The following is a 22,399-nucleotide window of genomic DNA, read 5'->3' as shown; positions in this document are numbered from 1 at the left end:
CGCCGCGGAATCGGCGGATCAGAACGGGCGCTGCTTCGAGAGCGTGAACTCGGGGCTCGCGAGCGACCCGCCCATGGGCCCGCTCGTGACGGGCGGAGGCCGGCCCGGAATCTCGTCGCGGTGCCGAGCTGCATCGTCTTCGGGCTCGAAGCCCAGGCGCCGTGCGGACTCGAGGTCGAACCAGCCGTCGCGATTGTCGGAGGTGGCGAACGCGGTCTCGAACCCGACCGGCTCGTGGCGCATCGCGGCGAGGAAGGCACGAGCGGCGTCGGCCGGACTCAGCCAGATGCTGAGATCGCGAGCACCGTCGGGCAGCTCCTTGAATCCGCCGATGCGAAGCGCGACGACCTCCATGCCGAACTTCTCCGCGTAGAGGCGGCCGATCTGCTCGGCGGCGACCTTCGTCACGGCATAGAGTCCGTCGGGCCTCGGCGGCATCGTCACGTCGACCTGCTGCCCCGCCTCGTACATGCCGACGACGCGCGCGGTGCTCGCGAGCACGACGCGCCGCACGCCCGCCTGCCGGGCGGCCTCGAACAGGTGCCACGTGCCGATGACGTTCGCCTCGACGAGGTCGTGGAAGTCGGCCTCGTCGGGAACCGCCGCGAGGTGCACGACGCCGTGGACTCCCGTGAGCGCCGACCGCAGTGCCGCCGGATCGGCGAGGTCGACCGTGAGTGCGCTCTCGCGCGGGGCGACGCCCTCGGGCGGCACCACGTCGATGAGCACGAGCCGGGACACCTCTGGCAGGAGGGCCGCGCGCAGGGTCGTGCCGATTCGCCCGGATGCCCCGGTGATGGCCCAGACCTCATCGCCGAGCCGCCTCGCGTTCGTCTCCATGCGGCAACGCTAGCGCCGACTCCCGACGGCCGCCCTCCCGAATCCGCGCGCACTGGCCGACGGGCTCCGCGCGGCGCGATACTTGGAGTCATGCCCGCTACTTTCGTCGTCGTGCCCATGTGGCAAGGTTCCGTCTCCGTCCGTGCCATGAGCCACGCCGACGGGGCCATCGCCATCCTGGGCGACCTTCCCTCTTCTGCCACGGAGCTCGTCGAGGTGCCGGTCGAAGCCGGTGAGGCGCTCGGCACGGGCGTGCTCAGGTACAGCACCGTCCTCCGGGTGCGCGAGCTCACGGCGAGGGCGCTCGGTCACGTGAGCGACCTGGCGATCACGATCGGCGGCGACTGCGGGTCATCCGTCGCGGCAGTGGCACATGCCTCGGCCCGCACCGGCGGCGATCTCGCGGTGCTCTGGCTCGACGCGCACCCCGATCTCAACACCCCCGAGTCGTCGCCCTCGGGTGGCTTCGGCGGCATGACCCTGCGCGCGATCACCGGTGAGGGCGCCGAAGGGCTCACCCTCGACGAGTCGACGCGCATCCCACCCGATCGGCTCGTGCTCGGCGGCATCCGCGCCATCGACGACGAGGAGCGCCGCTTCATCGACGAGCACGGCGTGAGCGTGCTCACCGTGGAAGACCTCTCCGACCCGACCGTCGTGATCGCCGCCCTCGAGGCGACCGGCGCGTCACGCGTCTTCGTCCACGTCGATCTCGACGTGCTCGACCCCTCCGCGCTCGCGGGCCTCTCGTACCCGATGCCGTTCGGCATCGCCTCCCCCGAGCTCACCGCGCTCCTGCGCGCGGTGGTGGCGCGATTCCCGCTCGCGGGCGGCGCGATCGCCGGGTTCGCACCCGGTTCACTCGAGGCTGCGACCGACGACCTGCCCACGATCCTCCGCCTCGTCGCCGCGCTCACGTCGGGGGTCAGCGCCGACGTCGACTGAATCGCGGATGCCCCGAGTCGTCCGGTCTGCCTAGGCTTGAGCCCAGGCGTGCTCGGCAGGTGCCGGGGGCCGGAAGGAGTCGGGATGGAGCGCGAGGTGGATGTCGTCGTCATCGGCGGCGGACCGGTCGGAGAGAACGTCGCTGATCGGGCGAGGGCGGCGGGGCTCGAGGTCGTGCTCGTCGAGCATGAGCTGCTCGGCGGTGAGTGCACGAACTGGGCGTGCGTGCCGTCGAAGACGCTACTGCGCAGCTCCGCTGTGCTCCGCGCCGCGAAGCGCGTTCCCGGGGCCGCGGAGGCGATCACCGGGGAGCTCGACGTGGCCGCCGTCCTACGCCGGCGCGACTACTGGGTCTCGGATTGGAAGGATGACGGCGACGTCGAGTGGCTGGCGGGCATCGGCGCCGAGCTCGAGCGCGGCCACGGTCGCCTCGACGGGCCGCGCCGCGTCACCGTTGAGCGGCCCGACGGCACCGAGCTCACGCTCGTCGCCCGCCGCGCGGTCGCGGTCGCGCCCGGCTCCGACCCGGTCGTGCCGCCGATCGACGGGCTCGCCGACGCCCGGCCATGGACGAGCCGCGACGCGACCAGCGTGAAGCACGTGCCCGCGCGACTCGCGATCATCGGCGGCGGCGTCGTCGCCGTCGAGATGGCGACCGCGTACGCGGGGCTCGGCGCCGACGTCACCTTGCTCGCCCGCAGCGGCCTGCTCGGCGCGATGGAGCCGTTCGCCGGCGAGGCCGTGGCGCGCGGACTCGAGGGGCTCGGGGCATCCGTTCGCCTCGGCGTCGAAACGGTGAAGGTCGAACGCAACGACGCCGACGAGGTCGTCGTGACGCTCGGCGACGGCTCCACGGTGACGGCCGACGAGGTGCTCGTCGCAACCGGGCGGAAGCCGCGCACCGAGTCGCTCGGCATCGAGACGGTGGGCCTCGAGCCCGGTGCCTGGCTCGAGGTCGACGACACGCTGCTGGTGCAGGGCCTCCCCGACAGCGAGGGGGCTGGCTGGCTCTACGCCGTGGGCGACGTCAACCACCGCGCGCTCCTCACCCACCAGGGCAAGTACCAGGCGCGCGCGGCCGGCGATGTGATCGCGGCGCGAGCGCTCGGCCGGCCGGTCGACGCGGCGCCGTGGGGCGCGCACGTCGCGACGGCCGATCACTCCGCGGTGCCGAGCGTCGTGTTCTCGGAGCCGGAGTGCGTCTCGGTCGGGCTCACCGCGAAGGGCGCCGAGCGAGCGGGCCGATCGGTGCGCGTCGCCGACGTCGATCTCGGCGCCGTGAGCGGTGCCGGCATTCTCGCCGACGGATACGACGGGCACGCGCGTCTCGTCGTCGACACCGACCTCGGCACGGTGGTCGGCGCGACCTTCGTCGGCCAAGACGTCGCCGAGCTGTTGCAGGCGGCGACCATCGCGATCGTCGGCGAGGTGTCGGTCGACCGGCTCTGGCACGCGGTCCCCGCCTTCCCCACCATGAGCGAGGTGTGGCTGCGACTGCTCGAGGCGCTCGGCCGGCCGGGTGCCGTCGAGGTGGAGTCGGCTGAAGAACCTGCCGAGACCGAAGAGACCGCGGCGTGAGCGGCCGGGTGCTGCGAGTGCGGCTCACCGACTCCCCCATCAGCCGCGCCGGCTACTGGTACGCGACGCTCGTGGGCTTCACCTGGGGGTTCCTCTGGAGCACGGGACCCATCGAGGTGAAGGACGGCCTCATCATCTTCACGGGCATGCCGAAGTGGACGTTCGGCCGGGGCGGTTCGTGCGTCGGCGGCTGCTACCTCACCGACCGCAACACGGGCGTGCACGTGCTCGGGCATGAGGCCGTGCACAAGGAGCAGTGGCAGCGCTACGGCATGCTCTTCCCGTTTCTCTACCTCATCGCGGGCCGCAACCCGCTGAAGAACCGGTTCGAGATCGAGGCCGGGCTCGAAGCGGGCGGCTACCTGCCGAGGCGACGCGCGGCGCGGTGAACCGCGAACGGCCCGGACCACCTGGGCGACCTGGCCGCGTGCCACGGCGGGCATCGCCTGGCGCTCGCGACATCCGTTCGGCCACCGGCTCAGTCGAGCTCGGCGCGGCCGTGCCGCCAATAGCCCATGAACGCCACCTGGCGGCGATCGAGGCCGGCCTCGCGCACGAGGAACCGGCGGAGGGTCGTGATGGCGGATGCCTCACCGGCGAGCCATGCGTAGCAGTCGCCGTCGAGGCTGTGCCCCTCGGGCACGTCCCACAGCGGCGCGTCGTCGGCGTCGGCGCGTTCGGCGGCCTCGAGTGCCGCTGCGGCATCCTCGCTCGGCACGAGGGCCGCACGGCTCACGAGGTGGCGCACGACCCAGTCGCGCACGGCGGGGATGAGCTCGCCGCCGTGGCCGGCGTCGGCGACGGCACGGGGCAGCCAGCGCACCTCGATCCCCGCCGGGTGGCGCAGTTCGAGCACATCGTCGGCGCTCGGCACCTCGATGAGCGCGACACCGGATGCGTCGGCGGGCAGCGCCTCGAGGATCGACGCGATCGCCGGGGCCGCCGTCTCGTCGCCGGCGAGCAGCACGGTGTCGACGACGCCGGGGCGCCAGTCGATGCCGGTGGCACGGCCCTCGCTCAGCTCGTCGGGGCCGATGAGCACGATCTCGTCGCCGGGCGCGGCGTTCATCGCCCACGCCGAGGCCGGGCCGCCGTCGCCGTGGCCGACGAAGTCGACGTCGACCTCGCGAAGCGCGGGGCGCACCGCTCGCGCCGTGTACGTGCGGAACGGGTTGCGCGACTCGGCCGGCAGCTCCCGCCAGGCGCCGTACCAGTCGTCGACGTCGGGGAACGCGGCGAAGCCCACCTCGGACAGGGGCAGCACGATCTTGATCCGCTGGTCGAGCCCGGCGGTGCCGAAGCCCCCGAGCTCCTCGCCCGCGAACGTCACTCGCGTGAAGTGCGGCGTCAGGCGTTCGACCCGCGACACGCTCGCCCGGTAGGTGCGGTAGGCGGGACGAGGGCGCGACTCGACGCCGGTAAGTGAGGTAAGCATTACCTAAGTCTGGCACAAGCGCCGCGCGCGCGTGAACCACCACGAGCACCCCGGAATCGGATGCCGCGGCTCGCGCCCAGGGACATCCGACCCCCTCGCTGCATCACGCCGCGCGCCGCGAACGCCAGAGCAGCCACACGAAGTACGGCGCGCCGACCACCGCGGTGAGCAGTCCGGCTGGCAATTGCGCCGGGGCGATGAACGTGCGGCCGAGCGTGTCGGCGACGCACACGAGCAGCGCGCCGAGGAGCGCCGCGAGCGGCAGCACGCGAGCGTGCTGCGACCCGACGAGCGCGCGTGCTGCGTGCGGCGCGACGAGTCCGACGAATCCGATCACGCCGACGGCGGCGACGGCCGTGGCGGTGAGCGCGACGCTCACGGCCAGGAGGCCGAATCGCGACCGCCCGATCGCGACGCCGAGCACGCGCGGAGTGTCGTCGTCGAACGCGAGCAGGTCGAGCTCGCGACGCGCCGAGAGCAGCACCGGGAGCGCGAGCAGCACGACGATGAGCAGCGGCACGAGCTGCGGCACGGTGCGACCGTAGGTCGAGCCCGACATCCAGGTGAGCGCCTTGGCGGCGTTGTACGGGTCGGTCGCGATGATCAGCATCGCCGTCGAGGCGGCGGTCGCCGCAGAGACGCCGAGGCCGATGAGGATGAGTCGGGTGCTCGCGAGCCCACCGGCCGCGGAGAGCCCGAAGACGATCGCCGCGGCGAACACCGCGCCCACGAGTCCGCCCGCTGTGACCCCCAGGAACGTCGCGAGCGGCCACACCGTGATGACGAGTACGGCGCCCACGCCCGCTCCCCCGGTGACGCCGAGGATCGCCGGCTCCGCGAGCGGGTTGCGGGCGACCGCCTGTACGACGGTGCCCGCGAGCGCGAGCGCAGCCCCGGCGAGGATCGCGGCCGCGACCCGCGGGGCACGCGTGTTCATGACGAACTCGACGAGCGGGCCCGCGCGGCCCGTGATCCAGTTGACGATGTCGCCGCCGAGCAGCTTGGCGTCGCCGAGGAGGAGCGAGGCGAACGCGACCGCGACGAGGAGCGCGGCCGCCCCGACGATGACGAGCAGCCGGGCACGCGGCGAGAGGGTCGCGCCGATGACGAAGCCGCTCGCGGCGCCGTCGGACGACGCCTTCGCGCGCAACGCGAGGGCGATCAGGAACACCGCACCGAAGATCGTCGTGACGACGCCGGTCGGCACCGCGACGGCGGCCTGACCGCCGAAGACGAGCCGCAACAGCACGTCGGCCCCGAGCACGACGACGACGCCCGTGACGGCCGCGGCAGGGATGAGCAGCACATGCCGCTGCATGCCCGGCACGCGCACGGCGACGAGCCGCACGATGGCGGGGGCCGCGAGCCCGACGAACCCGATCGGGCCGGCGATCGTCACGGCCGCCGCCGAGAGGAGCACAGCGATCAGGATGCCGCCGAGCCGCGTGCGGCGCACGCGCACGCCGAGCGTCGTCGCGGTGTCGTCGCCGAGCGAGACGATGTCGAGCGGCCGTGCGATCACGAACAGGGCGCCGACCGCGACGAGCACGACGGGGCCGAGCTGGAGCATCGGGTCCATGCCGGTCTGTGCGAGGGTGCCGTTGCCCCACGCGTAGAGGCCGGTCGTGCGCTCGGGGAAGAGCAGCAGCAGCATCGTCGTGAGCGCCGCGAGCGCCAGCGCGATCGCCGAACCGGCGAGCACGAGGCGCACCGTGCCGCCGCCGCGCGCACCGACCGACAGTGCGAGCACGAGGGTCGCCGCCGCGAGGCCGCCGACGAACGCGACCACGCCGCCGCCCACGACGGGCAGCACGACACCGAACGCCGTGACCGCCACGACCGCGAGGTACGCACCGGCGTTCACCGCGAGCGTGTCGGGCGAGGCGAGGATGTTGCGCGAGACCGTCTGCATGACGAGGCCCGCCACGCCGAGGGCGACCCCCACGAGCACGCCCGCGACGAGCCGCGGCATCCGCGAGGCGACGAGCACGGCGGCGGCCTGGTCGTCGGAGCCGCCGACGAGAAGGCCGAGCAATTCGGGCAGCCCGACGCTCGACGCACCCTGCGTCACGTGCGCGGCGGCGAGCAGGGCCGCCAGCACCGCACCCAGGGCGATGAGCGCGACGGCGCCGACGCGCCCGAAGCCGCCGGCGCCGGGCGCCGACGACGACACCGCGCCGGTCGCCGCCTCGTGCGGAGGCGCCGGCTCAGCCCGCGAGGGTGTCGACGACCGCGTCAATGTAGTCGTTCATCGACGAGGGGCCGCCGAACATCCAGATGCCGTCGGGAAGTCGGTGCACCTTGCCGGACTGCACGAACGGCAACGACTGCCAGACGGCGTTGCCGGCGAGCTCGTTGGTGTACGGATCCTGCTCGACCGAGGCGATGTAGAGGAACTCGACGTCGCCGAGCACGGTCAGGCCTTCGACGTCGGTCGACGCGAGGCCGTAGACGGCATCGCCCTCGCCGGTCCAGGCGTTCACGAGGCCGAGCTGCTCCGTGACATCCGACAGCAGCGAGCCCTTCGCGAACGGCCGGATCGACACCTCGCCGCCGCTCGCCCACGCGTCGCTCATGGCGAAATCGGCACCGGCGAGGCCGGCCGCCTCGAGTGCAGCGGCGCCGTCGGCGACCTTCTGCTCGAACTCGGTGATGAGCTCGGCCGCCTCGGCTTCGCGGCCCGTCGCCGTCGCGATGTTCTCGAGGTTCTTCTCCATCTGGCCGATGCCGTTCGAGGCGTCGGCGCCGTGCACGACGAGCACGGGCGCGAACTCCTCGATCTGCGAGATGGCGGACTCTGGGAGGTCGGTCGTCGTGACGACGAGGTCGGGCGCGAGACCGGCGATCGCGTCGATCGAGGGCTCCCCGCGCGTTCCGACGTCGGTCACGCTGTCGTCGAGCGGCTCCGACTTGACCCAGGTCGTGTAGCCCTCGACGTCGGCGACGCCCACGGGCGTCACCCCGAGCGCGACGAGGTTCTCCGCCGCGTTCCACTCGAGCGCCACGACGTCCTCAGCGGCAGCGGCGAGCTCGATCGTCTCGCCGCGGTCGTCGACGATCGAGATCGCGGCGCCGTCGGCGGCCTCTGCGCCGGCGTTCTCGGTCGTGCCGCATCCGGTGAGCAGCAGCACGGATGCCGCAGCGACCGCGGTCAGGGCGATGGCGGGTGTTCTCATGGTGTCCTTCGATCGGCGCGCAGGCATGGTCGTCTCGCGCGATGGGGGTGGTGGAGGGAGCCGCCGCCTAGGCGAGGGCGAGTCGTCCGGACGGGCGCCGGGTGTTGTATCGGCCGATGGGGCAGGTCGTGATGCATCCGCGTTCATCGATGTCGACCTCGACGCGGATGCCGTACGCCGAGCTCAGAACGTCGGTCACGAGCACCTCGGCGGGCGTGCCGACGGCCCGCACGCGCCCGGCCTCGAGCAGCACGATGCGATCGGCGATCGCGGCGGCCTGGTCGAGGTCGTGCAGCACGACGCCGATCGTCACGCCGTGCTCGTCGGCGAGTTCGCGGATGAGGTCGAGCAGCTCCACCTGGTAGCGGAGGTCGAGGTAGGTGGTCGGCTCGTCGAGGAGCAGCACCCCGGTGTCCTGCGCGAGGCACGCGGCGAGCCACACCCGCTGCAACTGGCCGCCCGAGAGCCGGTCGAGCGGGCTGTCGGCGAAGGCGTGGACGCCTGTCAGGTGCATGGCGCGCTCGACGATCGCGCGGCCTCCGGCGTCGCCGGCGATCCAGCGGCCGCGGTGCGGGTGGCGGCCGAACTCCACGAGCTCGCGCACCGAGAGTCCGCCCGGCGTCGGCCGGCTCTGGGCGAGCAGCGTGACCCGGCGGGCGAAGTCGCGGGCGCTGAGCGACGCGGCGTCGAGCCCTCCCGCGACGAGGTCAGCCGGCTCGCTGCCGACCGAGCCGGCGCTCATGGTGTGCGCGCGGCCCTCGGCGTCGGCGGCGAGCAGCACTCGGCCTGCGTCGGGCTGGTGCAGGCGGGCGAGCGCGCGGAGCAGCGTGGACTTGCCGCTGCCGTTCGGGCCGACGAGCGCGGTGACCCGGCCCGGTTCGAGGTGGATCTCGGCTTCGTGGACGACGGTCGTGCCGTTGTACGAGAGCGTGAGGTCGTGACCGAGCATGCCCACCACTATAGGTGAGGCTTACCTAATTTCGTCAACTCACCAGGTCGGCGGATGACGCCGCGAGCGCCGTGCCCTGCGCTCGAGCTGCGCGGCGAGGGCGAACAGCGTCGCCTCGCCGCCCGGCCGCCCGATGAGCTGCACTCCCATGGGCACGCCCGCCTCGGTCTCGTCGACGGGAACGGTGATGGCCGGAAGCCCTGCGACGTTCACGAACGACGTGAACGGCGTGAACTGCACCTGCTGGGCGAAGTTGCGCTCCCCGTCGCTCGCGTCGTACCAGCCGACCGGACGGGGCGTCAGCGCGAGCGCCGGCGTCAGCACGACGTCGAACGGCGCGAAGCGGCGGATCACGCGCTCCTCGAAGGCCGTGAGCCACGAGAGCGCCTCGGCGAGCTGCCTCGCGGGCACGGCACGCCCTCGCTCGAGCAGCCACCGCGTGAGCGGCTCGAGCAGTGCTTCGGCCTCGCCGTCGACGGGGATGGTGGCGGCGGCGGTCTGCCAGATCGTGCGGAACGCCTCGGGGTAGCCGGGTTCGGGAGCGGCCGGCATCGCCTCGATGCCGTGCCCGAGCCCTTCGGCGAGTTCGATCGCCCGCTCGAGCGCCGCGCGCGACGGCGCATCGATGGCGATCTCGTAGGCCTCGTCCCACGGCGAGTCCGTCATCACCCCGAGCTGGAATCGGCCCTCGCCGCGGATGGCCGCCCCGAGGAAGGGCCCGTCGTCACCGGGGGCGCGCACCGCGAAGCGATGGGCCGGCGGGTATCCGACGGGCGCGATGAGGCCGTCGAGCAGGAGCGCCGCGTCGGCGACATTGCGGGCGATCGGACCCGCAACGCCGAGGCCCGCGAGGCCCGCGAGCCCGGAGCCGGCCGGCACCCGGCCCCGCGAGGGCTTCACGCCGACGAGACCGCACGACGCCGCCGGGATGCGGATCGAGCCGCCGCCGTCGGAACCGGGCGCGAACGGAAGCATGCCGGCCGCCACCGCCGACGCCGCTCCCCCGCTCGACCCGCCGGCACCGAGCGAGAGATCCCACGGATTGCGCGCGGGAGGCGCGCTGAGCGCCTCGGTGTACGAGGGCAACCCGAACTCGGGTGTCGCGGACTTGCCGAGGCTCACGGCGCCCGCCTGGTCGACGGCCAGAACGAGCTCGTCGGAGTCATCGGGAACGAAGTCGGTGAACGCGCGAGAGCCGAACCGCGCCGGAACGCCGGCGCGCCGGTGCAGGTCTTTATCGGCGAGCGGGAGGCCCCAGAGCGGCGCCGCGGTCGGCACGTGATCGGTGACGAACCGGGCGCGCTCGAGCGCGAGCTCGGGAGTCACCGTCGCGAGGGCCCCGAGCAAGGGGTTCAGCCGCTCGATGCGGGCGAGGTAGTGCTCGGTGAGCTCGACGGGCGAGACGTCACGCCGTTGCAGCAACTGGTGGAGTTCGAGGGCGGTGTGCTCGTGGAGCTCCGTCATGACGCCGCGGCATCCGTCATTTCAGGGTCTTCTGCATGAGCACGGTGCCGAGCCAGCGCTCGAACTTGAAGCCGACGCGGCCCATGCGCCCGATCTCCACGAACCCGAACTTCTCGTGCAGGGCGATCGATGCCTCGGCGCCCTGGTCGGCGATCACGGCGATGATCTCCTTGAGGCCGGCCGCCTTCGATCGCTCGATGAGCTCGGCGAGCAGTGCCCGTCCGAGGCCCTTGCCGGCGGCGGCCGGGCCGAGGTAGATCGAGTTCTCGACCGTGTACCGGTAGGCGCGCTTCTGCTTCCACGGCGAGACGAGCGCGTAGCCGAGCAACTGCCCCGACGGCGACTCGGCGACGACGAACGGCATGCCGAGCTTGGAGAGGTAGGCGAACTTCGACTTCCACTCCTTCAGCGTCATTGCGTCTTCGTCGAACGTGACGGTGGAGTTCGCGACGTAGTAGTTGTAGATCTCCCGCACCGCGGGCAGGTCGCTCGGGCGGGCGGCGCGCAGGGAGTACTCGAAGGGTGTCTCTTCTGGTGCGGGCTTGCGCAGGTGCGGTGGCAGCACGCGGCGCTGCTGGTATTCCTCCTCGAGCATGACTCAAGGGTACCTCTGCGGCATCGCCGTCGGATGTCGCGAACCGTCGGGGCGGGCGCCGTCGCCGGCCCCGCGGTTCAGTCGGGCAACCGCCAGTCGACGGGCGCTGCGCCCTGCTCGACGAGCAGCGCGTTCGCCCGGCTGAACGGCTTCGAACCGAAGAAGCCCCGGTTCGCCGACAACGGGCTCGGGTGCACCGACTCGATCACCGGCGTCGAGCCGAGCAGCGGCCGCAGGTTCTGGGCGTCGCGCCCCCAGAGGATCGCCACGAGCGGCGTCCCGCGGGCGACGAGCGAGCGAATGGCATGGTCGGTCACCTCTTCCCAGCCCTTGCCGCGATGCGAGGCGGGCGCTCCGGGGCGCACGGTGAGCACTCGATTCAGCAGCATGATGCCGGCCCGGCTCCAGGCGCTCAGGTCGCCGTGCGCCGGCGGTTCGATGCCGAGGTCGTCGCGGAGCTCGCGGTAGATGTTCTGGAGGCTTCGCGGCACCGGCCGCACGTGCGGGTCGACCGCGAACGAGAGCCCGATCGGATGGCCGGGAGTGGGATACGGATCCTGCCCGACGACGAGCACGCGCACGTCGTCGAGCGGCATGCCGAAGGCGCGCAGCACACGGTCGCCGGCCGGCAGGTATCCGTGGCCGGCGGCCGTCTCGGCACGGAGGAAGTCGCCGAGATCGGCGATCCGCGGCGCCGTGGGCGCGAGGGCACTCGCCCACCCGGCGTCGATCAGCCCGTCGGCGGCGAGCTCGTGGAGGGTCTTCGGCACGTCAGGCGCCGATCGTGCTGACGAGCACGCCCTGCTCGGCGGGGAGCACCCGCCAGACGCTTCCCCGCCCGACGACCCGCAGGCCGCCCTCCCCCACGATCAGCGCCGTGCGCTCGTCGATGCCGAGCCCGCCGCCGATGAGCCCCGACTCGACGGCAGCGACCAGGCGGGAGAGCATGCCGCGCTCGGCCACGTGCACCTCGATGGCCACGTCGACCAGACCGATGCCGGCCTCGATCTCGAGTTCGGCCGCTGGCTCGTCGGGGTCCTCCGGTGCAACGAGCACGCCGCCGATGCGCGAGCCGCTCCCGAACGAGCCCTCCGCAGCGATCATCGCGCCGGCCGAGACGCCGAGGTACGGCACCCCGCCGGCGACCAGCCGACGCAGCTCGCCGAACACCGGCTCGAGTCCAGCGCGCACCTCTTCGACGAGGCCGCCGCCCACGGCGATGCCGTCGACGTCGGCGATCGCGGTGAGCCCGATCGGCTCGCCGGGTCGCCCTGCGGTCAGCTGCACCTCGAACTCGTCGCCGCTGCCTGCCGCGATCAGGAGATCGGCGAGTGCCGCGGCCTTCTCCTGAGCCTCGGGGTGCAGTGAGATCACGGCGATGCGCGGCCGCGTGCGACCTGCGGCGCCGCCCCGCAGGACGGCCTCGGCGACGAACGGCGCGTACAGCGCGGCATCCGTGCTGGTGGTCGCGCCGCCGCCCACGAGGTGCACGCTCACGCGGCGCCCTCGGCGAGTGCGACGGGAGGGAGCGCCGACCAGGGGAAGACGATCCAGTCATCGGTGCGGCGGTAGCTGAAGTCGGGCTCGAGCACGGTGTGCGACTTCGTGTAGAGCGTGGCCGACTGCACCTCGGCGCCTTCATCGGTGAGGAGCGCGAGCACCTTCGCGAGCGTGCGGCCGGAGTCCGAGACGTCGTCGACGAGGAGCACGCGCTTGCCGATGAGCGCCGGCGCGTCGAGCATGGGCGGGTGGAGCACGGGTTCGGGCAGCCGCTCGTCGATTCCCGAGTAGAACTCGACGTTGATCGAGCCGCACGCCTTCGTGCCGAGGGCGTACGCGATCGCGCCGGCGAGAAGGAGCCCGCCGCGTGCGATGGCGATCACGACATCGGGGGTGAACCCCGCCCGGAGCACGTCGCTTGCGAGGGACCGCGCGGCATCGCCGAACTCGTCCCAGGTGAGGATCTCGCGACGCGCTGCGTCGCTTCCGGTCGCGGCGTCATTCGCATCGAAGGTCATCCACTCAGGGTAGCCCGGGCAGGCGCGTGGCCGACCGCGGACCTCGTCAGTCGCCGCTCCCGGATCGCACCTCGAGCGCCCCCTTCGCCACGCGGTACGGCGCGGCCTGCGCCACGGGCTTGACGACGATGAGGTCGAGGTCGACGTGCCGCGGCTTCAGGACCGCGTCGACGATGACCGCCGCGATGTCGTCGGCGACGAGCGGGTCGGGCACGTCGTCGTAGACCGCGTCAGCCCGCTCGCGATCGCCGCCGAAGCGCACGAGGGCGAACTCCTCGGTCTTCACCATGCCGGGTGCCACCTCGATCACGCGGAGGGGCTCGCCGTTCAGCTCGAGGCGCAGCACCTCGGTGAGCGCGTGCGCCGCGAACTTCGCCGCGTTGTAGCCGCCACCGCCGACGTAGGCGACGTGCCCGGCGATCGAGGTGACGTTCACGATGTCGGCGACGCCTCGCCCCGCGACGCCGCGACGCAGAAGCGGCAGGAGCGCGCTCGTCACGCGCTTGAGCGCGAGCACGTTGACCTCGAACATCCACGCCCAATCGTCGAGGTCGGAGTCCTCGACGGAATCGAGGCCCTTCGCGCCGCCGGCGTTGTTCACGAGGGCGTGCACAGGCCCGGTCCGCTCGAGGTGGTCGCGCAGGGCGTCGACGTCGGCCTGCTGTGTCAGGTCGGCCACGAAGACGGATGCCCCGGTCTGCTCGGCGAGCGCACGCAATCGCTCCTCACGGCGGGCGACCCCGACGACGTCCCATCCGGCAGCGCGGAACGCTCGCACCGTCGCCTCCCCGATTCCGGAACTCGCACCCGTCACGACCGCCCGCAGCACACTCATGCGCCCATTCTGCCGTGCCGAGTGCGGTCGGGTTGTGCCGGGCCGCGGCATCCGAGGTCCTCGTGCGCTTGAATGGAGTGATGCATCCGAGGCCGCCGACGATCCAGACGAAGCGCCGCCGCGTTCCGCTGTGGGACAACGCACGCTGGATCGCGATCACCCTCGTGGTGGTGGGGCACGGCATCCTGCCGCTCATCGGCGAATCGAACTCCGCCTACAGCGTCTACCTGTTCATCTACTCGTTCCACGTCGCGGTCTTCGTCACGGTGAGCGGGTACTTCGCGAAGTCGAGTCCGCCGAACGCGCGAGCGATGCGGCAGATCCTCACCGACATCGTCTTCCCGTACTTCATCTTCGAGACGATCTGGAGCGTCATCCGCTGGGCGCTCGGCGGCGGGTTCGAGCTCGACTTCACGACCGCGTCGTGGACCCTCTGGTTCCTGATCGCGCTCGCCGTGTGGCGCATCGTGCTGCCGTTCCTCGTGATGCTGCGCTTCCCGTTGCTCATCGCGATCGCGATCTCGATCGGCGCCGGCTACACCGAGACGATCGACTCGACACTCGCCCTCTCGCGCACGCTCGGGATGCTCCCGTTCTTCGTGTTCGGCTGGAAGCTGCGCCAGTGGCAGCTCACGGGCGACTGGCTCGCACTGCCGGCGGCGGTCGCCTGGCGCTGGCGCGCGGGAGCGATCGCGCTCTTCCTCACGGTGCTCGCGGTCATGCCCGTCGCGATCGAGACCTGGCGCGATCTGAAGCTGCGCCGGTTCATGCTCTACGACGAGTCGTACGAGGCGATCGGCTACGACGAGCCATGGTCGGGTGCCATCCGGCTCACGCTGCTCCTGCTCGGGATGGTGCTCGCGGTCGCGTTCCTCGTGCTCATGCCGCGCAGGGCGCACTGGTTCACGTCGTTCGGCGCCGCGACGATGTACATCTACCTGCTGCACTCCTTCGTGCTGTTCCCGTTCCGCGAGACGAACGTGCTCGCCGGCGACCAGCCGTTCTGGGTGCTTCCCGCGATGATGGCGTTCTGCGTGGGCATCTCCGTCGTGCTGTCGCTGAAGCCCGTGCGGCGAGTGTTCCGCCCGCTCGTGCAGCCGCGCGCGCGGTGGCTGTTCCGGCCCGAGCCGTCCACTGCGACGGGCACCCTCGTGCTGCCGCCCGAGGCCGCGATCGTGCCGTTGCCGCCCGAGCCGGTCCTGCCGCCGGCACCCGGCGACGAACCGCCTGCCGACGACGCGGGTGCCCCGCCCCCGCCCTCGCGCCCGCCCCGCGCCTGAAGCCGGCCCTCCGAGGGGCGCCTGCCAGGGGTTACGTCGTGTGTCGGGTGCCGTTGCCGCCCCCTCGACGCGCTCGTAACGTGGCTCCCGGTTGCGGCGGGTCCGCACACCCGACCCCGAGAAGGAGATCTCCATGAGCGAGAACGCAGCCGACTGGCGCTTCGAGACCAAGCAGGTGCACTCCGGCGCAGCTCCCGACCCCACGACCAAGGCACGCGCCACGCCGATCTACCAGACGACGTCGTACGTGTTCGACAGCGCCCAGCACGCGCAGAACCTGTTCGCGCTCGCCGAGTTCGGCAACATCTACACGCGCATCATGAACCCGACGCAAGCCGTCGTCGAGGAGCGCCTCGCCGCGCTCGAGGGCGGCACCGGTGCCCTCCTCGTCTCGTCGGGCCAGGCGGCCGAGACCATCGCAGTGCTGAACATCGCCCAGGCCGGCGACCACATCGTCTCGTCGTCGTCGATCTACGGCGGCACGTACAACCTGTTCAAGTACACGCTCGCGAAGCTCGGCATCGAGACCACCTTCGTCGAGAACCAGGACGACGCCGACGAATGGCGCCGCGCGGTGCGCCCGAACACGAAGCTCTTCTTCGCCGAGACGATCGGCAACCCGAAGATCAACATCCTCGACATCGAGCTCGCCGCCGGCGTTGCACACGCCGCCGGCATCCCGCTCATCGTCGACAACACCATCGCAACGCCCTACCTCATCCGCCCGTTCGAGCACGGCGCCGACATCGTCGTCCACTCGGCCACGAAGTTCCTCGGCGGCCACGGCACGGTCATCGGCGGCATCATCGTCGACGGCGGCACGTTCGAGTGGTCGAAGAACGTCGAGAAGTTCCCCGGCCTGACCGAACCCGACCCGTCCTACCACGGCGCGAGCTACACGGCCGCGGTCGGCGACGGCATCGCCTACATCATCAAGGCGCGGGTGCAGCTGTTGCGCGACCTCGGCGCCTCGATCGCTCCGGCGAGCGCATGGCAGCTCATCCAGGGCATCGAGACGCTCTCCCTCCGCATCGAGCGGCACGTGCAGAACGCGCAGGAGATCGCGGAATGGCTCGACAACCACCCCGACGTCGCGAGCGTGAACTACTCGGGCCTGCCCTCGAGCCCGTGGTACGCCGCCGCCAACAAGTACGCGCCCAAGGGCGTCGGCGCGGTGCTGTCGTTCGAGCTCAAGGGCGGCGTCGACGCCGGCCGCGCGCTCGTCGACAACCTCGCGCTGTTCTCGCACCTCGCGAACATCGGCGACGTGCGCTCGCTCGTCATCCACCCGGCATCGACGACGCACTCGCAGCTCACCCCCGAGCAGCAGCTCACGACGGGCGTCACGCCCGGCCTCGTGCGCCTCTCGCTGGGAATCGAGAACATCGACGACCTGAAGGCCGACCTCGAAGCCGGCCTGGCCGCCGCGCGAGCGGCCACCGAGGCGGCACGGGCGGCCTGATCGCCCTGAACGACGACGGATGCCGCGACCCCACGGGCTCGCGGCATCCGTCGTTCACGACCCGCGGGGCGTAACAAACGCGTGCAGGGCGCTCGGGTTGGGGAGAATCGACAGATGGACTGGCAGACGACCGCCGACGCGGTGCCCGCGAGCGTGGTGTCCGAGACGCGCGCGCTCGCGCTGCTCGGCCGCGCGCCGGCGACGGGCGCCTGGCGCGAAGGCGACGCGGTCGGCGATCGGCGCTTCGTGCGCATCGGCGACGTGCCGCTCGAGTCCCAACGCGTCCTGCCCGAAGCGCGCATCGCCTACGAGCAGTGGGGCACGTTGTCGCCCGCGCGCGACAACGCGATCCTCGTGCTGCACGCCCTCACGGGCGACAGCCACGTCGTCGGGTCGGCCGGCCCCGCGCACCCGAGCGCCGGTTGGTGGCCGGGCGTCGTCGGCCCCGGCCTCGCGATCGACACCGATCGCTGGTTCGTGCTCGCGCCGAACGTACTGGGCGGATGCCAGGGCTCCACCGGCCCGGCCTCGCTGGCACCCGATCGCGCCGAGTGGGGAGCGCGGTTCCCGTTCCTCACCATCCGCGACCAGGTGCGCGCGCAGCTCGCCTTCGCCCGCGAGCTCGGGATCGAACGCTTTGCGGCGGTCGTCGGCGGCTCGATGGGCGCCATGCACGTGCTCGAGTGGGCGATCGAGGCCCCCGACGCCGTCGAGCGCATCGCCGTGCTCGCCGCGCCCGCTGCCACCACCGCCGACCAGATCGCGCTCAACTCGGTGCAGATCGAGGCCATCCGCGCCGATCCTGCCTTCCATGGCGGCGATTACTACGACTCCCCCGACGGCGAGGGCCCGACGAGGGGGCTCGCGCTCGCCCGGCGCATGGCCATGCTGAACTACCGCACCGCTGCCGAGCTCAACCTGCGATTCGAGCGTTCGTGGCAGAGCGACCTCGACCCGCTCGGGGGCGACGGCCGCTTCGCGGTCGAGTCCTACCTCGACTTCCACGGCAACAAGTTCACCCGGCGGTTCGACGCCAACAGCTACCTCGTGCTCACCGAGGCCATGAACTCCCACGACGTCGGCCGCGGTCGCGGCGGTGCCGCGGCGGCGCTCGCTCGAATCGAGGCGAAGAGCCTCGTGCTCGGCATCGACAGCGACCGCTATTTCCCGCTCGCCGACCAGGTCGAGATCGCCGCCTCGCTCCGGCACAGCGTGCACGGCGACGAGCCGGTGCTGCTCCACTCGGAGTACGGCCACGACGCGTTCCTCATCGAAGACGACGCCGTCGGCGACGCCCTCGCACGCCTGCTCGCAGCCTGACCACGGCCGCAACCCGCGGCGTTCCGGCGAGCATCCGCTATGTTCGTGAATGACGGGACCCGCGAGTCGGGTCGTCGACATTGCCGAGGGGGTGTATGAAACGCATCCACAAAGAGCGTGATCGGCTTCTGCGCCGGCTCGGGCGTATCGCCGGTCTGACCGGCGCGGGCGGCGCACTCGCCTGCCTCGTCATGCCGGTCCCGGCCGGGAGCCTCGAATTCGCCGTCGCCGCGGTGCTCAGCCTCGCGGTCGGTGCGCTCGTCGGCGTGCACACTGCGCGCGGAGCGTTGGCACCTGCCGTCGGCGTCGTCGCCGGGTCCATCGCGCTGCTCCTCTGGCTCGGCTCGGGCTCGGTGCCCGACCCGGCCACCACCACGGCACTCGAGATCACGGGCGGGCTCACCGCGGCATCCGTCGCCCTCTCGCTCGTCGTGCGACCCGGCGGCAGGCTCGTCGTCGCGGGATTGGCCACGGCAACCCTCCTCGCCGTCGGCTTCGTCGACCTCGCCGGGCCCGAGAAGGGCTCGCTCGCGATCATCACCGCGGCCGGCTGGGCCGCGGCGGCGGCGCTCGGACTCTGGCTCGACAAGGCGGTCGGCCGGGCATCGGAACGCATCGACGAGGTCGGGCGGGCCCACCGCGCCGAACGTCTCGCGAGCGAGTTCGAGGCGCAGCAGCGGCAGGATGCGCGAGTGCTGCACGACACGGTGCTCGCCACCCTCAGCCTGCTCGCCCATTCCGGCGTGGGTGTCGGTGCGTCGGCGTTGCGGCAGCAGGCGGGCGATGACGCACGGCTGCTCAAGCAGCTTCGCCTCGGTGCGCCGCTCGACAACGGATCGAATGCCATCTTCTCCCCCGAGTCCGACTCCGACGTGCTCAGCACGACGTTCGAGTCGGTTCGGCGGCGCTTCGCCCGCATGGGGCTCGATGTCAACTGGCACGGGGCAGGTCAGCTCGCCCTTCCGCGCGAGACGCTCGACGCGCTCGTCGGCGCGCTCGGCGAATGCCTCGAGAACGTGCGCCGGCATTCCGGTGTCAGTGAAGCGGATGTCACGGTCACCGACGACGATCGAACCGTGCGCGCCATGGTGACCGACGCGGGCAGCGGCTTCGAGACCGAGGCCGTCGACCGGGCTCGCCTCGGGTACGCCGAGTCGGTCGTCGGCCGGCTCAGCACCGTAGGCGGGCGGGCCCGGATCTTCTCCTCGCCCGGGTCGGGGACGACCGTGATGCTCGAGGTGCCGAAGCCATGATCGGCCCCGACCCGCAGCCTCCCACCGAGCGCAGGGAACACGCATTTCGGCGTCCCACGCGCTCAGCGCGGGCTGCGGGCGATGTACGGGAGAGCCACGGCGGCCGCAGGCTCGCGACCGGAATCACCATCGGGGCCGGCCTCATCATCCTCGCCCATCTCGCGCTCGCGTTCTCGTTCGCGCCGTACTACTTGAAGGGGTGGCCGGGTCCATGGGGCGCGTGGATCGCACTCGCCATGGTCGTCGCGGTCGGCGCCGTATCACGGGCGTTCTGGCGGAACCTGCCCGACTGGCTCTACGTCGCGCTCCTCGCCGGTCTCATCGCGCCGCTGTGGCTTGACGTCGTCGCGACGGCCGGGCTGCTCCAGTACGGTGTGACGCCGACCGCAGGCGCTGCAGCCGGAGCCGTGCTCATGCCGGTCGCGGCGATCCGGGGCACGCGGATCCCACTCGCCGCCGCAGCCGGCATCAGCCTCGTCCTTGCCATCTCGGCGCTCGTCCAGCTCGACTCGGCCGGCGCCTCGGTCGTCGCAGGCCTGTCCGTCGCCGCCTCGGCGCTGTTCCCCGTCGTGCTCGTGACCCTCGCCGTCAGCGGGTTCCGCCGGCTCGTCGGGCGCGAACTCGACCTCTCCCTCGTGCAGAGCACGGTCGGCACGCCGCACTCGGCCGTGGGAATGCGGGCATCTGAAGAGCTCGCACAACTCGACTTCGACGCGGAGGCCCTGCTCGACGACGTCGGCGCCGGACGCATCGCGATCCCGGTGCCTGCCGAGATCGCCGAGCGCGCCGGGTCGCTCGCCGCCCGGTTGCGTGTTCGGCTCATCGAGGGCCGCACCGACACTTGGCTGCGCCACGCCGTGACCGAATCCGCGTATTTGAGCAACCGCGTCACCGTCGACGATCCGAGCGGGGCAGCTGGGCTCCTCTCGCAATCGCAACGCGACGGGCTCCTGCTGGCACTCTGGCTCCTGGTCGGCGAGCGTCCGAGGAGCTCGGCGTCTCCCTTCGCGGTGCTCGTCGCGTGCCGCGAATCGGTGATCGGAACCGAGGCAGGAGCCCCCCGACTCACCATCGCCATCGACGTGAAAGGAGTCGCGCGGCGACGCGTCGATCCCGCGACATGGGAAGCACTCGGTAGTCTCGGAAGATACGAGGTGATCGTGGGAGCTGAGGGGTTCCGCATCGACATCGACTGCGGCGTCGAGAAGATCGACATCACACGTTCACCGGCGGCTCGCGCCGCCGTCCGATCTACGGGGGAGCTGAATGGCTGACACCGAGAGGGAGCCCCATGGCTGACACCGACACACCTATCCGACTCGCCATCGTCGATGATCACCGAATGCTGCTCGGTGCGCTCTCCGAATGGCTTCGGGGTGCAGCGCCCGACATAGATCTCGTCGCCGCGGTGCCAGCGTGGTCGGAACTGCTCGCCCACCGCGACTTCCCCGTCGACGTCGTGCTCCTCGACCTCGACCTGCGCGACAACATCCCGATCTCGCTGAAGCTCTCGATGCTGAAGTCCGCGGGCGTGCAGACGATGCTCATGAGCACGTACTCCGAGCCGGCCGTCGTGCGCGAGGCACTCAGCTCGGGGGCGCTCGGCTATCTCGTGAAATCGGAGCCCGTCGAGACGATCGTCGAGGCCATCCGCGCGGCGCATGACGGCAATTCGTACCTCACGCCCGAGCTCGAGGCCGCACTCATCGACGACGGCACGGTGCCGCGGCTGAGCGCGCAGGAGCGGCGGGTGATGGCGCTCTACGGCGCCGGCCAGCCGGTGAAGGCCGTCGCCTTCCAGCTCGGGATCTCCGAGGAGACCGCGAAGAGCTACCTCAAGCGCATCCGCGAGAAGTACCGTGTCGCGGGCTTCGACGTCGGCACGAAGGTGGCGTTGCGCAAGCGCGCGATCCTCGACGGCATCCTGCTCCAGTCCGACTGAGCGCTAGTACCCCTCGCCGACCACCTCGACGGCACCCGTCGCGTACGGCACGGCGATGCCGCGACGCCCGCGCGCCCGGTCGAGCGCGAACGAGGCGAGGGCGAGCAGGATGCCGGCGATCGTGAGCACGAGGCCGATCCAGACGGGCGCGACGTATCCGAGTCCGCCGGCGATCGCGAGCCCGCCGAGCACCGCGCCGAGGCTGTTGCCGATGTTCAGCGCGGAGTGGTTGAGGGCTGCGGCGATCGATTGGCTGTCGCGGGCGACATCCATGAGCCGCGCCTGGATCGTCGGCGACAGCGCCGCGGCCGACCCGCCGACGAGGAACAACCCGATGCAGAGGCCCACGGGGTTCGAGGCCGTCAACCCGAGCAGCACGAGCGACGCGGCGAGCAACACGAAGAAGCCGTACATCGAGCGCCGCACACTGCGATCGGCGAGTGCGCCGCCGACGAGATTGCCGACGGTCATGCCGAGTCCGATGACGATGAGCACGACGGGAACGAACGAGGGCGCAAGGCCGGTGACGTCGGTCGCGAGCGGCGCGACGTAGCTGTAGACGGCGAACAGGCCGCCGAAGCCGATGGCGCCGATCCCGAGGGCGAACCACACCTGCGCCCTGGCGAACGCGCGGAGCTCGCGTTTCATCGTGGCGTTCGGGTCGCCCGCCTGCCACGGCACCGCGAGGAGCACCGCCGCGAACGTCAGGGCGAAGATGGCGGCGACGGCGAGGTAGGCGATGCGCCAGCCGGCCGCCTGGCCGAGCCAGGTGATCGCCGGCACCCCGATGACGTTCGCGATGGTGAGCCCAGAGAGCACGAGCGCGACGCCGCGAGCGCGCTTGCCGGGGCCCATGAGGCTCGCAGCGACGAGCGAGGCGATGCCGAAGTAGGCACCGTGCGGCAGGGCGGCGATGAAGCGTGCGACGAGCACGAGCTCGAAGGTCGGGAGCAGGGCCGAGGCGATGGTGCCGAGCGTGAACGCCGTGAGCAACGCGAGCAGCAGGCGCCGTCGGGGCCAGCGCGCGGCAGCCGCGGCGATCGTGGGCGCCCCCACGACCACGCCGAGCGCATACGCCGAGATGATCCAGCCGGCCGAGGCGTTCGCGTCTTCGGGCGAGCGGGCATAGATGCCGGGAAGGAGGTCGCGCGCGATGTCCGGGAGCAGGCCCATCGCGACGAACTCGGTCGCGCCGATGCCGAAGCCGCCGAGCGCGAGCGCCAGGAGCGCAAAACGAATACGGGCCGGCGACAACGTCGTCGGCCCGTCTGAAGAGAGGGTCACCCGACGATTCTCGCATGGATCGA

At 71.8% G+C, this 22,399-nt stretch carries 21 protein-coding genes; 9 read left to right on the top strand and 12 right to left on the bottom strand.

Features of this window, described 5'->3' with window-relative positions; genetic code table 11:
- Positions 1–18 precede the first annotated feature (18 nt).
- A complete protein-coding gene (locus QFZ29_RS05020) occupies positions 19–840 on the bottom strand; it encodes an NAD-dependent epimerase/dehydratase family protein (protein WP_306893131.1) in 822 nt (273 codons plus the stop codon).
- 90 nt (positions 841–930) lie between these two features.
- Between QFZ29_RS05020 and QFZ29_RS05015 the strand changes: the two genes are divergently transcribed.
- From QFZ29_RS05015 to QFZ29_RS05005, 3 genes are all read left to right on the top strand, one after another.
- Positions 931–1,785, top strand: a complete 855-nt coding sequence (locus QFZ29_RS05015) for an arginase family protein (protein ID WP_306893130.1) — start codon at positions 931–933, stop codon at positions 1,783–1,785.
- An 84-nt stretch (positions 1,786–1,869) separates the two neighbouring features.
- The gene (locus QFZ29_RS05010) at positions 1,870–3,363 is read left to right on the top strand and encodes a dihydrolipoyl dehydrogenase family protein (protein ID WP_306893129.1); all 1,494 of its coding nucleotides are present in this window, start codon (positions 1,870–1,872) and stop codon (positions 3,361–3,363) included.
- Positions 3,360–3,752, top strand: coding sequence for a Fe-S oxidoreductase (locus QFZ29_RS05005; protein ID WP_306893128.1), 393 nt, complete (start codon positions 3,360–3,362; stop codon positions 3,750–3,752). The genes QFZ29_RS05010 and QFZ29_RS05005 overlap by 4 nt, the downstream gene beginning before the upstream one ends.
- A gap of 89 nt (positions 3,753–3,841) precedes the next feature.
- Here the strand turns inward: QFZ29_RS05005 and QFZ29_RS05000 are convergent, their stop codons facing one another.
- From QFZ29_RS05000 to QFZ29_RS04955, 10 genes are all read right to left on the bottom strand, one after another.
- Entirely contained in the window at positions 3,842–4,798 is a 957-nt protein-coding gene (locus QFZ29_RS05000; RefSeq protein ID WP_306893127.1) for a siderophore-interacting protein, read from the bottom strand.
- Between the two features lie 103 nt (positions 4,799–4,901).
- The gene (locus QFZ29_RS04995) at positions 4,902–6,971 is read right to left on the bottom strand and encodes an iron ABC transporter permease (RefSeq protein WP_306893126.1); all 2,070 of its coding nucleotides are present in this window, start codon (positions 6,969–6,971) and stop codon (positions 4,902–4,904) included.
- 34 nt (positions 6,972–7,005) lie between these two features.
- Positions 7,006–7,974 (bottom strand): ABC transporter substrate-binding protein, encoded by a 969-nt coding sequence (locus QFZ29_RS04990; protein ID WP_306893125.1) that lies wholly within the window; start codon positions 7,972–7,974, stop codon positions 7,006–7,008.
- Between the two features lie 67 nt (positions 7,975–8,041).
- Entirely contained in the window at positions 8,042–8,923 is an 882-nt protein-coding gene (locus QFZ29_RS04985) for an ABC transporter ATP-binding protein (protein ID WP_306893124.1), read from the bottom strand.
- A 39-nt stretch (positions 8,924–8,962) separates the two neighbouring features.
- Positions 8,963–10,387: an amidase gene (locus QFZ29_RS04980; protein ID WP_306893123.1), complete on the bottom strand. Its 1,425-nt coding sequence runs from the start codon at positions 10,385–10,387 to the stop codon at positions 8,963–8,965.
- A gap of 16 nt (positions 10,388–10,403) precedes the next feature.
- Positions 10,404–10,982 carry a GNAT family N-acetyltransferase gene (locus QFZ29_RS04975; RefSeq protein ID WP_164990614.1) on the bottom strand — a complete coding sequence of 193 codons (579 nt, stop codon included), beginning with the start codon at positions 10,980–10,982 and terminating at the stop codon, positions 10,404–10,406.
- A 77-nt stretch (positions 10,983–11,059) separates the two neighbouring features.
- Positions 11,060–11,752, bottom strand: a complete 693-nt coding sequence (locus QFZ29_RS04970; RefSeq protein WP_306893122.1) for a uracil-DNA glycosylase — start codon at positions 11,750–11,752, stop codon at positions 11,060–11,062.
- A 1-nt stretch (position 11,753) separates the two neighbouring features.
- The gene (locus QFZ29_RS04965; protein WP_306893121.1) at positions 11,754–12,479 is read right to left on the bottom strand and encodes a Type 1 glutamine amidotransferase-like domain-containing protein; all 726 of its coding nucleotides are present in this window, start codon (positions 12,477–12,479) and stop codon (positions 11,754–11,756) included.
- Positions 12,476–13,000: a phosphoribosyltransferase gene (locus tag QFZ29_RS04960; RefSeq protein WP_306893120.1), complete on the bottom strand. Its 525-nt coding sequence runs from the start codon at positions 12,998–13,000 to the stop codon at positions 12,476–12,478. The genes QFZ29_RS04965 and QFZ29_RS04960 overlap by 4 nt, the downstream gene beginning before the upstream one ends.
- 46 nt (positions 13,001–13,046) lie before the next feature.
- Positions 13,047–13,835 carry an SDR family NAD(P)-dependent oxidoreductase gene (locus tag QFZ29_RS04955; RefSeq protein WP_306893119.1) on the bottom strand — a complete coding sequence of 263 codons (789 nt, stop codon included), beginning with the start codon at positions 13,833–13,835 and terminating at the stop codon, positions 13,047–13,049.
- A 14-nt stretch (positions 13,836–13,849) separates the two neighbouring features.
- Between QFZ29_RS04955 and QFZ29_RS04950 the strand changes: the two genes are divergently transcribed.
- The 6 genes from QFZ29_RS04950 to QFZ29_RS04925 all read left to right on the top strand — a co-directional run bounded on the left by QFZ29_RS04950 (position 13,850) and on the right by QFZ29_RS04925 (position 21,092).
- Positions 13,850–15,115: an acyltransferase family protein gene (locus QFZ29_RS04950; protein ID WP_306893118.1), complete on the top strand. Its 1,266-nt coding sequence runs from the start codon at positions 13,850–13,852 to the stop codon at positions 15,113–15,115.
- A gap of 127 nt (positions 15,116–15,242) precedes the next feature.
- A complete protein-coding gene (locus QFZ29_RS04945) occupies positions 15,243–16,577 on the top strand; it encodes a bifunctional o-acetylhomoserine/o-acetylserine sulfhydrylase (RefSeq protein WP_373426259.1) in 1,335 nt (444 codons plus the stop codon).
- A gap of 114 nt (positions 16,578–16,691) precedes the next feature.
- Positions 16,692–17,897 (top strand): homoserine O-acetyltransferase MetX, encoded by a 1,206-nt coding sequence (gene metX / locus QFZ29_RS04940; protein WP_306893116.1) that lies wholly within the window; start codon positions 16,692–16,694, stop codon positions 17,895–17,897.
- A 95-nt stretch (positions 17,898–17,992) separates the two neighbouring features.
- Positions 17,993–19,150, top strand: a complete 1,158-nt coding sequence (locus tag QFZ29_RS04935) for a sensor histidine kinase (RefSeq protein WP_306893115.1) — start codon at positions 17,993–17,995, stop codon at positions 19,148–19,150.
- Complete coding sequence (locus QFZ29_RS04930) at positions 19,147–20,424, top strand: hypothetical protein (protein WP_306893114.1); 1,278 nt, start codon at positions 19,147–19,149, stop codon at positions 20,422–20,424. Before QFZ29_RS04935 ends, QFZ29_RS04930 begins: the two co-directional genes overlap by 4 nt.
- A gap of 17 nt (positions 20,425–20,441) precedes the next feature.
- Complete coding sequence (locus QFZ29_RS04925) at positions 20,442–21,092, top strand: response regulator transcription factor (RefSeq protein ID WP_306893113.1); 651 nt, start codon at positions 20,442–20,444, stop codon at positions 21,090–21,092.
- Between the two features lie 3 nt (positions 21,093–21,095).
- Here QFZ29_RS04925 and QFZ29_RS04920 read toward each other — a convergent pair whose 3' ends face one another.
- Positions 21,096–22,376, bottom strand: a complete 1,281-nt coding sequence (locus QFZ29_RS04920; protein WP_306893112.1) for an MFS transporter — start codon at positions 22,374–22,376, stop codon at positions 21,096–21,098.
- Between the last annotated feature and the right edge of the window lie 23 nt (positions 22,377–22,399).

This window comes from Agromyces albus (assembly GCF_030815405.1).
Taxonomy (GTDB): domain Bacteria; phylum Actinomycetota; class Actinomycetes; order Actinomycetales; family Microbacteriaceae; genus Agromyces; species Agromyces albus_A.
The sequence above is the reverse complement of the archived record's forward strand: the minus strand, read 5'-3'. Positions and strand labels throughout refer to the sequence as shown.

Excerpts from the sequence above, each read along its gene's own strand:
- QFZ29_RS04955 (WP_306893119.1), bottom strand. The coding sequence starts at position 13,835 with ATGAGTGTGCTGCGGGCGGTCGTGACGGGTGCGAGTTCCGGAATCGGG.
- QFZ29_RS04975 (WP_164990614.1), bottom strand. The coding sequence starts at position 10,982 with ATGCTCGAGGAGGAATACCAGCAGCGCCGCGTGCTGCCACCGCACCTG.
- QFZ29_RS05020 (WP_306893131.1), bottom strand. The coding sequence starts at position 840 with ATGGAGACGAACGCGAGGCGGCTCGGCGATGAGGTCTGGGCCATCACC.
- QFZ29_RS04980 (WP_306893123.1), bottom strand. The coding sequence starts at position 10,387 with ATGACGGAGCTCCACGAGCACACCGCCCTCGAACTCCACCAGTTGCTG.
- QFZ29_RS04925 (WP_306893113.1), top strand. The coding sequence starts at position 20,442 with ATGGCTGACACCGACACACCTATCCGACTCGCCATCGTCGATGATCAC.
- QFZ29_RS05010 (WP_306893129.1), top strand. The coding sequence starts at position 1,870 with ATGGAGCGCGAGGTGGATGTCGTCGTCATCGGCGGCGGACCGGTCGGA.
- QFZ29_RS04985 (WP_306893124.1), bottom strand. The coding sequence starts at position 8,923 with ATGCTCGGTCACGACCTCACGCTCTCGTACAACGGCACGACCGTCGTC.
- QFZ29_RS04935 (WP_306893115.1), top strand. The coding sequence starts at position 17,993 with ATGAAACGCATCCACAAAGAGCGTGATCGGCTTCTGCGCCGGCTCGGG.
- QFZ29_RS05000 (WP_306893127.1), bottom strand. The coding sequence starts at position 4,798 with ATGCTTACCTCACTTACCGGCGTCGAGTCGCGCCCTCGTCCCGCCTAC.
- QFZ29_RS04960 (WP_306893120.1), bottom strand. The coding sequence starts at position 13,000 with ATGACCTTCGATGCGAATGACGCCGCGACCGGAAGCGACGCAGCGCGT.
- QFZ29_RS04930 (WP_306893114.1), top strand. The coding sequence starts at position 19,147 with ATGATCGGCCCCGACCCGCAGCCTCCCACCGAGCGCAGGGAACACGCA.
- QFZ29_RS05015 (WP_306893130.1), top strand. The coding sequence starts at position 931 with ATGCCCGCTACTTTCGTCGTCGTGCCCATGTGGCAAGGTTCCGTCTCC.
- QFZ29_RS04990 (WP_306893125.1), bottom strand. The coding sequence starts at position 7,974 with ATGAGAACACCCGCCATCGCCCTGACCGCGGTCGCTGCGGCATCCGTG.
- metX (WP_306893116.1), top strand. The coding sequence starts at position 16,692 with ATGGACTGGCAGACGACCGCCGACGCGGTGCCCGCGAGCGTGGTGTCC.